12 protein-coding genes and 4 tRNA genes are annotated in these 10,793 nt (G+C 62.8%); 13 read left to right on the forward strand and 3 right to left on the reverse strand.

The genetic code is table 11. From position 1 onward, the window contains the following. Positions 1 to 91 precede the first annotated feature (91 nt). Positions 92 to 1,522: an MDR family MFS transporter gene (locus CLV47_RS18140; RefSeq protein ID WP_202862680.1), complete on the reverse strand. Its 1,431-nt coding sequence runs from the start codon at positions 1,520 to 1,522 to the stop codon at positions 92 to 94. 58 nt (positions 1,523 to 1,580) lie between these two features. Further along, the gene (locus CLV47_RS18145; RefSeq protein WP_106350528.1) at positions 1,581 to 2,072 is read right to left on the reverse strand and encodes a YajQ family cyclic di-GMP-binding protein; all 492 of its coding nucleotides are present in this window, start codon (positions 2,070 to 2,072) and stop codon (positions 1,581 to 1,583) included. Positions 2,073 to 2,136: 64 nt separating this feature from the next. Here CLV47_RS18145 and CLV47_RS18150 point away from each other — a divergent pair. Both CLV47_RS18150 and CLV47_RS18155 read left to right on the forward strand, forming a co-directional pair. Beyond that, positions 2,137 to 2,217 (forward strand) — tRNA-Tyr (locus CLV47_RS18150). Between the two features lie 300 nt (positions 2,218 to 2,517). Continuing rightward, on the forward strand, positions 2,518 to 2,721 hold the full coding sequence (locus CLV47_RS18155; RefSeq protein ID WP_106350529.1) for a cold-shock protein: 204 nt from the start codon (positions 2,518 to 2,520) through the stop codon (positions 2,719 to 2,721). Positions 2,722 to 2,831: 110 nt separating this feature from the next. On the opposite strand, the gene CLV47_RS18160 is transcribed toward CLV47_RS18155, so the two are convergent. Then, positions 2,832 to 3,953 (reverse strand): hypothetical protein, encoded by a 1,122-nt coding sequence (locus CLV47_RS18160; protein ID WP_106350530.1) that lies wholly within the window; start codon positions 3,951 to 3,953, stop codon positions 2,832 to 2,834. A 453-nt stretch (positions 3,954 to 4,406) separates the two neighbouring features. On the opposite strand from CLV47_RS18160, the gene CLV47_RS18165 reads away from it, so the two are divergent. The 11 genes from CLV47_RS18165 to rplA all read left to right on the forward strand — a co-directional run bounded on the left by CLV47_RS18165 (position 4,407) and on the right by rplA (position 10,513). Further along, positions 4,407 to 4,479: transfer RNA gene (locus tag CLV47_RS18165), tRNA-Thr, on the forward strand. 26 nt (positions 4,480 to 4,505) lie between these two features. Then, positions 4,506 to 4,578 (forward strand) — tRNA-Met (locus tag CLV47_RS18170). A gap of 83 nt (positions 4,579 to 4,661) precedes the next feature. Beyond that, positions 4,662 to 4,826, forward strand: a complete 165-nt coding sequence (gene rpmG, locus CLV47_RS18175) for a 50S ribosomal protein L33 (protein WP_106350531.1) — start codon at positions 4,662 to 4,664, stop codon at positions 4,824 to 4,826. Positions 4,827 to 4,936: 110 nt separating this feature from the next. Beyond that, on the forward strand, positions 4,937 to 5,395 hold the full coding sequence (locus CLV47_RS18180; RefSeq protein ID WP_106350532.1) for a MaoC family dehydratase N-terminal domain-containing protein: 459 nt from the start codon (positions 4,937 to 4,939) through the stop codon (positions 5,393 to 5,395). 3 nt (positions 5,396 to 5,398) lie between these two features. Beyond that, the gene (locus tag CLV47_RS18185) at positions 5,399 to 5,830 is read left to right on the forward strand and encodes a MaoC family dehydratase (protein WP_106350533.1); all 432 of its coding nucleotides are present in this window, start codon (positions 5,399 to 5,401) and stop codon (positions 5,828 to 5,830) included. A gap of 106 nt (positions 5,831 to 5,936) precedes the next feature. Continuing rightward, on the forward strand, positions 5,937 to 7,211 hold the full coding sequence (locus tag CLV47_RS18190; RefSeq protein WP_106350534.1) for an aspartate aminotransferase type Ic: 1,275 nt from the start codon (positions 5,937 to 5,939) through the stop codon (positions 7,209 to 7,211). A 129-nt stretch (positions 7,212 to 7,340) separates the two neighbouring features. After that, positions 7,341 to 7,416 (forward strand) — tRNA-Trp (locus tag CLV47_RS18195). Between the two features lie 81 nt (positions 7,417 to 7,497). Next, positions 7,498 to 8,073, forward strand: coding sequence for a preprotein translocase subunit SecE (gene secE / locus CLV47_RS22545; protein ID WP_106350535.1), 576 nt, complete (start codon positions 7,498 to 7,500; stop codon positions 8,071 to 8,073). Between the two features lie 111 nt (positions 8,074 to 8,184). Next, positions 8,185 to 9,054, forward strand: a complete 870-nt coding sequence (nusG, locus tag CLV47_RS18205) for a transcription termination/antitermination protein NusG (RefSeq protein WP_238145505.1) — start codon at positions 8,185 to 8,187, stop codon at positions 9,052 to 9,054. Between the two features lie 194 nt (positions 9,055 to 9,248). Continuing rightward, complete coding sequence (rplK, locus tag CLV47_RS18210) at positions 9,249 to 9,677, forward strand: 50S ribosomal protein L11 (RefSeq protein ID WP_106350536.1); 429 nt, start codon at positions 9,249 to 9,251, stop codon at positions 9,675 to 9,677. A gap of 125 nt (positions 9,678 to 9,802) precedes the next feature. Beyond that, on the forward strand, positions 9,803 to 10,513 hold the full coding sequence (rplA, locus tag CLV47_RS18215; protein WP_106350537.1) for a 50S ribosomal protein L1: 711 nt from the start codon (positions 9,803 to 9,805) through the stop codon (positions 10,511 to 10,513). Positions 10,514 to 10,793: the final 280 nt, after the last annotated feature.

Here is a 10,793-nt window from a genome sequence, read left to right on the forward strand (position 1 = left end):
CTGCTAACAGTCGTTGACGAGTGTGGATCGGGCTGACGAGTCAACCACGCTCCGTTGACTCTAACGGGGACGGGGTGCCATGCCGCGGAGCTCAGCCAGCGGGTTCGACGTTCGGCTGACTCGTGGTGGCGATGCTGGGAAAGTGTCGAGGAACGACGAGCGCCAGGATGAGCGCGGTCGCCACCGCGGCCAGCAACAACCCGATAAACACCGCATGCGTCGAGGCGCTCATCGCAGCCGACTGGCTCTGGCCGTGCTGCTGGCGCAAGACCGTGTTGGTGACGGCGCCGAACACGGCCGCTCCGAGGCTCTGCCCGAGGAAACGAGAAAACATGGCGCCGCCGGTGATGGTGCCACGCTGCGACCAGCCCACGGTGCTTTGGAGGCCGACGAGCAAGGGGGCGACGATCAGCCCCATGCCGGCTCCCATCAACGCGCTGCCGACGATCGGTTGCCATACCTGCGCCTGCGGGCCCATCAAGGTGAACACCACGCCCGAGGCGATCGCGAACCCCGACCCGATTAGCGCGGTATTGCGAAAACCGATCCGCAGGTAGAGGCGCGCGGACAGTCCGGACGCTGTCGGCCAGGTCATGCTCATCACCGCCAGCACGAATCCCGCGGCGACCGGGCTCAGTCCGAGCACCGTCTGGGCCCAGTTGGGCAGGTAGACAGACAGGCCGATCACCATCAGCCCCGCGGTGAGGGTGGCGGCGTACGAGCCGACGTTGACCCGCTTGGTCCACAGCCACATCGGCAGCATCGGCTCGGTCGCGTGACGTTCGACCCAGATCGCGGCCGCACCGGCAACGATGGCCAACGCGAAGGTCACGAAACTGGCCGGTGACAACCAAGCCCACGACGTACCACCTTGTAGCAGCCCGAGGATCAGCAGTCCCGTGGACACCAACACCAGCCCGGCGCCGGCGTAGTCGATTCGGTGTTTACGACGCACGACGTCCTCATGCAGCAGGCGCACGATCAGGAATAGCGCGATCGCACCGATGGGCAGATTGACCAGGAAGATCCAGCGCCACGACGCATACTGCGCGAACAGGCCGCCGATCGCCGGTGCCACGACGGCGGCGATGCCCCACACGCTGGAAAGATAGCCTTGTATCCGGCCCCGTTCCTGGACACTGTAAAGGTCGCCGGCGACGGTGTTGACCGTTGCGCCGATGGACCCCGCACCGATCCCCTGCAGGGCGCGAAAGGCGATCAGCGCCACCATGTTCCATGCTGAGGCCGAGAGCAACGAGCCGACCAGGAACACGATGACGCCGATGACCAAAATCGGCTTGCGTCCGTACAAGTCCGCGAGCTTGCCGTAGATCGGGATCGTGACGGTCTGCGCCAGCAGATAGACAGAGAAGACCCAACCGACCTGCGAGAACCCGCCGAGGTCATCGACGACCTGGGGGATTGCGGTGGCGACGATCGTGGTGTCCATGGCTACCAGGGCCATGGAGAGGATCAGCGCGAACAGTACCGGGGTGCGGTGATCACGCTGCGTTCTTGCCACGAGACCAGAAAACCACGATTCTCATCGGCGCCCAACTGATGCTGGCGATCGGTGTCCGCTAGCGGTAGTTGGTGAACTGAAGGGCGATCCCGAAGTCCTCGCCCTTCAGCATCGAGATGACCTCTTGTAGCGAGTCTTTCTTCTTGGCAGACACGCGCAGTTGGTCGCCCTGGATCTGCGCCTGTACGCCTTTGAGTCCCGCGTCGCGGATCGTCTTGGAAATCTGCTTGGCCTTGTCCGACTCGATGCCCTCGAGAATCGTCGCCGACAGCTTGTATCCCTTGCCGGAGGAAGCGGGCTCTCCAGCATCGAGTGCCTTGAGACTGATTCCACGTTTGATGAGTTTTTCTTTGAAGACCTCCAGGCCGGCGAGGATGCGCTCGTCGGTGTCGGAGGACAGAGCGATTGCGTTGTCGCCGGCCCAGTCGATCCGGGTGTTCGTCCCGCGGAAGTCGAAACGCTGCGAAAGTTCCTTCGCTGCCTGGTTTAGCGCGTTATCCACCTCTTGGCGGTCGACCTTGCTCACGACGTCGAACGATGGGTCTGCCATGTAGATTTCGTCTCCTGTATTGTGTTCCCTCGGACTTAGGGAGTTTACCTTCTGATGGTCTGATGGCAGGTTGCCCGAGTGGCCAAAGGGAGCTGACTGTAAATCAGCCGCGCAAGCTTCGAAGGTTCAAATCCTTCACCTGCCACCCAAATGAGAGCCGGTCGTCACAGCAATGTGGCGGCCGGCTCCTCTGATTCGGCGGCCGGTGCTCAACCCGTTGGCGGCTCCTCGACGGGCCGGGCTGCGGCGTACGTCACAGCGCTTGGTGTCTGAGCGAGTGCGGTGTGTAGAATGAACCGTAGTTGTAGTGTTGCGCGTTTTGTTTTTCAAGCGGCAAAGCCCGAATCCTCGGGAAGTGCCGCTTTTTCTGTAGAAGCCGCTACGTACACCGCGACTTAAGGCTCCGCGAACGTCGGGATCAAGCCTTGAAACAGAAGGATTGCAGATGGCAACAGGCACAGTGAAATGGTTCAACGCTGAAAAGGGCTTCGGCTTCATTGCTCCCGAAGATGGCAGCGCTGACGTTTTCGCCCACTACTCCGCGATCAACGCGAGCGGCTACCGCTCGCTTGAGGAGAACCAGAAGGTCACGTTCGAGACCGAGCAGGGCCCCAAGGGTCCGCAGGCAGTCAACATCGAGCTTGCCTGACCTAGGTTCTCGGTGTAGCGCGGATCTAGGTTCGCGCCACACCACCTAGGCACAAAAAAGGAAGGGCCCCGCTTCGGCGGGGCCCTTCTTTTTGGTTGCTGTGTATCGACCTACTTGGTCGGGCCGTCCACCCACTGACCGGTGGCCGGATCGACGTACGCCGAGTCGAGCACGTTGCCCTGTGCGTCGGTGAGCACTGCCTGATCGGCCGCGCCGTCATCGTTGGTATCGGCGATGACGACGTAATTGCCGTCCGCGGTCTCTACGACTCCGGCATCAGCATCGCCGTCGCCATCGATGTCGTAAGTCGCGTCGATGGCAACCTGCTGGCCGTTGACCGTGGCGGTGATGGTCTCCGAGCCGCTTGCCGACGCAGCGGAGCCCTCGCTGGATGCGTAGTCGCTTCCAGCGCTGCTGTCGTAGGCCGCTCCGGAGTCGCTGTACTGCCCGCTCTGCGAGGCATCCGAGGACTGCGCCGAAGCCGAGTCGGAGGAGTCCGACGAAGAGCCGTACTCGGTCGTTGTAGTGGTCGTCGTGGTGGTCGACTTGTAGTAAGTGTCGTCCGAGGACTCACTTTTAGCGTCATACGAGTCCGAGCTCGCATTCTGCGAGGCCGAGCCCTGGGAGTCATAGGCCGCACCGGAGTCCGACGCGTAGTTGCCCCCGGAGTTCGAGCCGGAGCCGCTGTTGTCCCCGAACTGCGCATCAGAAGATCCGGAGCCGGGCGATCCCGAGGCCGAGCTTGCGGCGCTGCTCGAGCCCGAGTCGCTGCCCGAGCCTGAGTCGTCCCAGACAACCTGCTGATCGACGGTGTCGGCCTTGCCGTCGCCGTCGGTGTCGACCGGCGTGTTGATGATCTGGCCGGAAGCGTAGTTGGACTGGTCGACCTCGCCATCGCCGTCGGTGTCCGAGCCGTACGAAATCTGGACCTCGTCACCGTAGCCGTCGCCGTTGGTGTCGTATTGGTCCATGATCACGACCGAGTCGTCCACCCCGTCGCCATTGGTGTCGGAGACGACAGTGACGGTGGCCGCGTCGTCGATACCGTCACCGTTGGTGTCGGAGTAGTCAACCTGGGCGATGCCGTCGGCGATGCCGTCGCCGTTGAGGTCGACGGACTGCCCGTCTTCGATGCCGACATTGATGCTGCCGTCGTCGCCGTAGCCCGAGTCATAGCTGCTGGTGTCCGGTGCGCTTGCGTCGTAGTCCGAACCGCTGTCATACGTGTCCATGATCGTTCCTTACGAAAGTATTCGAGTAAATGAAAATGCTTGCTATTTGATGGAGCTGTTCTGTCAGGTGGTGCTGTTTAGGTGGTGCCGCTCGACTGCCTAGTTGCTGAGCGAGGCGAACGGCGATACGACGTATGCCTGCGTGGAACGGATCCACGGCCACCAGAAATTCTTTCCAGGTCAGCGGTCCGAACCGGCGCGCCCCGGCCATGCAGTCAAGGTAAATGATGACGCGCCAGATAGATAGCGCTTTGGCCGTCAAGATCGCCGACAGCGGTGGCTCGGGCGAGGGGAGTGGCGCCAAAGTGCGTTGTCGCGGATCACAGCCGCCCCCGTCGATTCCACCCGGGCGTTTCGTGTAACCTCTTATGGTCTGCCCATCGCGGGCGAACCCCAGCCGGATATCACTAAGAAGTACCACTGGCAGGACCGTTCGCGACCACGTAGTACGACGCCCCTTTAGCTCAGTCGGCAGAGCGTCTCCATGGTAAGGAGAAGGTCTACGGTTCGATTCCGTAAAGGGGCTCTGGTGTCGCAGTTTGGCACTGCTGCGGCCGTGTAGCTCAGTTGGTAGAGCGCACGACTCATAATCGTGTGGTCACCGGTTCAAGTCCGGTCACGGCTACTTACCGCAAATGAACAACCGAGTTCCGCTTCGCAGGATTCACCTATGAAGCGAACCGCAACGAGACATGAGAGAGGCACGCAGTGGCTGCCACCGACGTACGACCGAAGATCACGCTGGCTTGCCAGGAGTGCAAGAACCGCAACTACATCACGCGGAAGAACCGGCGCAATGACCCTGATCGCTTGGAGCTGAAGAAGTTCTGCCCCACGTGCCGCAAGTCCACGACGCATCGCGAGACTCGCTAACAGCGTTTGACCACCTAGCAGGGTCGCCGTTCCTCACCGAACGGCGGCCCTGCTTGTTGCGTTCTCGGCTTGTTGTATTCGCTTGGCATCCAATTCGCTAGGCTGTGCGGGTGTCCCTAGATCAGTCGTTCATTGGCCGTGAGTACCCGCCGAGCAGACCCTACGAGGTCGGTCGCGAAAAAATCCGTGAGTTCGCAACCGCAATCGGTGACCTCAACCCGCTCTATTTTGACCGAGACGCGGCGATCGCGGCCGGGTACGCCGACGTCATCGCGCCGCCGACGTTCGCGATTGTCGTCTCGATGGACATCTCCGGGCAGGTCATAGCCGACCCGGACCTCGGGTTGGACTACAGCAAGGTCGTGCACGGCGATCAGAAATTCATCCACACGCGCCCGATTCATGCCGGTGACGAGCTCGTGGGTGTCCTGCACATCGACGAGATCAAGTCGATCGCCGGCAACGACGTACTCACCACTCGAGCCGAATTGTCCACGGTCGACGGCGAGCACGTGCTGACCGCCATCACCAAGCTGGCCGCCCGCGGTACGTCAGCGAAGGAGGCCTGAGCGATGAGCGTAGCTATTCCGGCGTACGCCGATATAGAGGTCGGCACCGAACTGCCCGAGACGACGATTCAGGTCACCCGCGCCGACCTGGTCAGGTACGCCGGCGCCTCCGGCGACTTCAACATCATTCATTGGAACGACCGGACCGCCACCGCGGTCGGACTGCCCGGGGTCATCGCGCACGGCATGCTGACGATGGCGAAGGCGGCCAATGCGGTCACCGCGTGGGTCGGCGACCCGGGGCGAGTACTCGAGTACGCCGTTCGCTTCTCTCGGCCGGTGCCGGTGCCCGACGATGACACTGGCGCGACACTGGTCATCACCGGCCGGGTGTCGCAGAAGCTCGAGGACAACCAGGCCCGGGTGGACCTCGTCGTTAAATGCGACGGGGCCAAGGTGCTGTCACTGGCGCGCGCGGTCGTCCGGCTCGCCTAAGCGGCCACGCATGACCAACCGCACTCGATATTAGGTTCAGGGTAGGCCCGCTCGGTCGATAGAATCGTGATGACCAAGTCCCTTTGACTGATGGAAATCGAACTCGATGAGCCTGACCGATCTGAGCAGCGAAGATCTCACCCAACTCCAAACTGAACAGCGTGCGGCGTACGACGAACTAGTCGCCAAGGGCCTGGGGCTCGACCTGACGCGTGGTAAGCCGTCGCAGGCTCAGCTCGACCTGTCTAACGCGCTGCTCGCGCTGCCTGGTGAGGGCCAGACTGTCGACGCTGCGGGCACCGACGTACGCAACTATGGCGGCACACAAGGACTTCCGGAGATCCGGGAGATCTTTGCGCCGCTGATCAACGTGCCAGTCGACCAGCTCGTCGCGGGCGACAACTCCAGCCTGGCGATCATGCACGACACGATCGTCTACTCGCTGCTGAAGGGCACCGCGAGCTCGGAGCAGCCGTGGGGCAGTGGCCCGGTCAAGTTTCTATGCCCTGCACCGGGCTACGACCGGCACTTCGCGCTCTGCGAGCAGTACGGCATCGAGATGATCCCGGTCGACATGTTCGACAACGGCCCGGACCTCGATGCGATTACCCGACTGGTCGCCGACGACCCGCAAATCAAGGGGATGTGGGTAGTTCCGACGTACGCCAACCCAACCGGCGCGGTCTACACCGAGCAGGTCACCCAAGCCCTCGTCTCGATGCCGACGGCGGCGCCGGACTTCCGGATCTTCTGGGACAACGCCTACGCCGTACACCACCTGAGCGACACCGAAACCCCGGCCTTGGACGTACTCGGCCTAGCCGCGGCCGCCGGCAACCCGGACCGAGTCTTCGTGTTCGCCTCGACGTCCAAGATCACGTACGCCGGGAGCGGAGTGTCCTTCTTCGCCGGCTCGCCGGCCAACGTCAGCTGGTATCTCGGCAACCTGGCCAAGCGGACTATCGGCCCGGACAAGGTCAACCACCTGCGGCACGCGCGCTTCCTGCAAAGCCCCGACGGCGTACGCGACTTGATGCGCAAGCACCGCGAGATCATCGCGCCGAAGTTCGAGCAGGCGCTCGCCATCCTCGACGAACGGCTCGGCAAGTACGACGCCGCCACGTGGACGCACCCGCTGGGTGGGTACTTCATCAGCCTCGACGTGCTCGACGGTACGGCGACGCGCGTCGTACAGCTGGCCAAGGAGGCCGGAATCGTGATGACCGGTGCCGGTTCGGCGTACCCGTACGGCAAGGACCCGCGCGATCGCAACATCCGGATCGCCCCTACCTTCCCGTTGCCCGAGGAGGTTTCGGCCGCTATCGAGGGCCTCTCGACGTGTGTCCTGCTGGCCGCGACCGAGAAGCTACTCGCCGGCTAGTTGTCGACCTCAGGTCCCGCGCCGGTGCCCGTTCCGGTGTCGTCGCGGGCCGGGGTAGACTCTTCGCGCCGGAGCCATTGGCTCCTGCCCTGGCGTGCCCGTAACCGGCGCGAAGAGGGTGTAGCGCATAGGGGTGTGGCTCAATTGGTAGAGCAGCGGTCTCCAAAACCGCAGGTTGCAGGTTCGAGTCCTGTCACCCCTGCCAGCGTTCGTCGGTGTCTTGACACCTGCGGGCGGTTGTACGGCGATACGTCGATCCAGGTCGGCGAAGGATGGAAGGCAACGAGTGGCGAAGTCATCTCGGCGTAAGCCCGGGCAAACCGGTCGCAACACCGATGCCAATGCCGGTGCCGATTCGCAGAAAGATCTGCCGGAGCCCGACGAGGCCGCCGAAAGTGAACTCGACGACGGGTCCGACGACTCAGACGACGAGATCGACGACGGCGAAGACCTTGACGACGACGTGGACTCCGATGACGAGGACTCCGATGACTTTGACGAGGAGGCCGACTCCGACGAGGACCTTGATGAAGAGGAACTCGAAGAGGACGACGACGAGGTAGCGGCCGCCAAGAACGACAAGAAGAGCAAAACCGCTAAGAAGAGCAAGTCCGACAAGGCGAAGAAGAGCGCCGGCACGAAGAAGCCGGCCGCGAGCAAGTCGGCCGCGCGCACCCCGACCGGTGGTCCCGTGCGGTTCGTCCGGGAGTCCGCTGCCGAGCTTGGCAAGGTCGTGTGGCCGACTCGCAAGCAGATGATCACCTACACGACCGTCGTGCTTATCTTCGTTGTATTCCTGGTCGCGGCAATCGGCTTCTACGACCTCGGCATCTCGAACCTAATGATGAAGATCTTTGGTTAAGACCGCGACGACGCCCAAACAGGGCACCTGAGCTGGTAACCCGGTCGGTCGACAACGTTCGATACCCAGCGAATAATCGATCGACAACAACAAGGAAGTGAGTAAATTCCGGTGGCAGAGCAAGACTTCGATACCGAAGGCGCCGAAGATACGACGAGCGCTCCGCTGACGATCGCCGACGAGGCGGCTAACGACGTACCGGCATCTACCGACGGCGACGCGGCTAACGATGACGCGGCTGTGGCAGACGCGTCCGTCGAAGAACCGCCCGCAGACCCGGCGCCCGAAGCGGCGCCGGCCGAGGACGACTCCGCGGCCGCGACCGAGCCCGCGGCCAGCGACGCAGCCGAGTCCGCGACGGAAGAGGACGCGGCCGAGCCAGACGAGGAAGCGGAGCTACGCGAGCGGTCGATCATCGGCGACTGGTACGTCGTGCACTCGTACGCCGGCTACGAAAACCGAGTGAAGACCAACATCGAGTCGCGTCGCGAGACCCTCGACATGGAGGACTACATCTTCGAGGTGCAGGTCCCCAACGAAGAGGTCACCGAAATCAAGAACGGCAAGAAGGTGAAGGTCAACCGCAAGCCGTACCCCGGGTATGTGCTGGTGCGGATGGACCTGACCGACGAGTCGTGGAACGTCGTACGCAACACGCCTAACGTCACCGGATTCGTCGGGGGCATGTCCCGTCCGTCACCGGTGCCGCTCGATGACGTCGTGAAGATGATCGTGCGCACGGCGCCCGCACCGGCCGAGACCACTGCCGGCGGCACCACCTCGGGTGCACCCGCCGCCAGCGCGATCGAGGTCGACTTCGAGATCGGCGAGTCGGTCACCGTCATGGACGGCCCGTTTGCGACGCTGCCGGCCTCGATCAGCGAGGTCATGCCCGAGCAGCAGAAGCTCAAGGTCCTGGTTTCGATCTTCGGCCGCGAGACTCCGGTCGAGCTGTCGTTCAACCAGGTCAGCAAGATCTAGCGAACGTCACGACGACGCTCGCCAACGGCACGAGACCGCCGTTGTGATATTCACTGCCCGGACTCGTGCGGTACGCCGATAACGCGTACTCTTGATAGGTTGCCCGCACCGCGCACTGGTCGTGCCGAACTGACCCGAGCGCCCAGGTAACCGACGTACTACTCACGGTTCTACGAAGAAACGGTAAGCAAGAGATGCCTCCCAAGAAGAAACTCGCCGGCCTGATCAAACTTCAGATCCAGGCTGGTCAAGCAACCCCGGCTCCGCCGGTTGGTCCCGCGCTCGGTCAGCACGGTGTCAACATCATGGAGTTCTGCAAGGCCTACAACGCCGCGACAGAGTCGCAGCGCGGCAACGTCGTACCGGTCGAGATCTCGGTCTACGAGGATCGCTCGTTCACGTTCATCACCAAGACCCCGCCGGCCGCACGGCTGCTGCTCAAAGCAGCTGGCGTCGCTAAGGGCAGCGGTGAGCCGCACAAGAACAAGGTCGCGAAGGTTACCCGTGATCAGGTCCGCGCGATCGCCGAGCAGAAGATGGACGACCTCAACGCCAACGACCTTGACCAGGCCGAAAAGATCATCGCGGGCACCGCACGCTCGATGGGCATCACCGTCGGCTAGTGCCCGTTAGTACGACGCGGCACCCGCGGCGTCGTACACCCGTGGGAGGGCCACGCGCTGGCTCGACGTACCACGCACCCATGAACGCCAGGACACGCGTCCGGCGCTGAAACTCTGGAGAACACATGAAGCGCAGCAAGGCATACCGCTCGGCAGCAGAGCAGATCGACCGCGAGAAGCTGTACAGCCCGCTTGAGGCGGCGGCGCTGGCCAAGAAGACCTCGACCACGAAATACGACGCGACCGTCGAAGTGGCCATGGTCCTCGGAGTCGATCCACGCAAGGCAGACCAGATGGTCCGCGGCACGGTCAACCTTCCGCACGGCACCGGAAAGACCGCCCGCGTCATCGTCTTCGCCGTCGGCGAAAAGGCTGCCGAGGCCGAGGCCGCCGGGGCTGACGTTGTCGGCTCGGACGATCTGATCGAGAAGATCAACGACGGCTTCCTGGACTTCGACGCCGCCATCGCGACGCCGGACCAGATGGCCAAGGTGGGCCGCGTCGCTCGCGTGCTCGGCCCGCGTGGCCTGATGCCCAACCCGAAGACGGGCACCGTCACTCCGGATGTCACTAAGGCGATCAACGACATCAAGGGCGGCAAGATCAACTTCCGCATCGACAAGCAGTCCAACCTGCACCTGATCATCGGCAAGGTCTCGTTCGACGAGAAGTCGCTGGTCGAGAACTACGGCGCGGCGCTCGATGAGATCCTGCGCGCGAAGCCGTCCGCATCCAAGGGCAAGTTCATCAAGAAGATCGCCTGGTCGACCACGATGGGCCCGGGTATCCCGGTCGACGCCGGTCGCACCCGCAACCTGCTGGAAGAGAACAACTAGTCGTTTTAAGGTAAGTGCCCCGGACGGATGACCGTCCGGGGCACTTTCGTTTGCGTCACGAATGTCCGGCGATCCGTCACGAATGTCCGCTCATCCGTCACTCCCGCACGGCGCGTCCCGGCTTCTGTGCATCGTCGTACAAATGTGCCAATCGACAGCAAGACTTCGGCGTCAGCGCTGCGGAACCCTACGTGTCAGTCTGGTTGTGAGTCAGTCACCCATTCCCATGGAGTTGATTGTCTTGCCCTTAGAAGGTTTCTATACCGCAGAAGAACAACGT

Source organism: Antricoccus suffuscus, from assembly GCF_003003235.1.
In the GTDB taxonomy this organism is placed as follows: domain Bacteria; phylum Actinomycetota; class Actinomycetes; order Mycobacteriales; family Antricoccaceae; genus Antricoccus; species Antricoccus suffuscus.

What these genes read in the sequence shown, in the direction of transcription:
- CLV47_RS18155 (WP_106350529.1), top strand. Translation starts at nt 2,518, where the DNA reads ATGGCAACAGGCACAGTGAAATGGTTCAACGCTGAAAAGGGCTTCGGC.
- CLV47_RS18160 (WP_106350530.1), bottom strand. Translation starts at nt 3,953, where the DNA reads ATGGACACGTATGACAGCGGTTCGGACTACGACGCAAGCGCACCGGAC.
- CLV47_RS18145 (WP_106350528.1), bottom strand. Translation starts at nt 2,072, where the DNA reads ATGGCAGACCCATCGTTCGACGTCGTGAGCAAGGTCGACCGCCAAGAG.
- rplA (WP_106350537.1), top strand. Translation starts at nt 9,803, where the DNA reads ATGAAGCGCAGCAAGGCATACCGCTCGGCAGCAGAGCAGATCGACCGC.
- CLV47_RS18190 (WP_106350534.1), top strand. Translation starts at nt 5,937, where the DNA reads ATGAGCCTGACCGATCTGAGCAGCGAAGATCTCACCCAACTCCAAACT.
- rplK (WP_106350536.1), top strand. Translation starts at nt 9,249, where the DNA reads ATGCCTCCCAAGAAGAAACTCGCCGGCCTGATCAAACTTCAGATCCAG.
- CLV47_RS18185 (WP_106350533.1), top strand. Translation starts at nt 5,399, where the DNA reads ATGAGCGTAGCTATTCCGGCGTACGCCGATATAGAGGTCGGCACCGAA.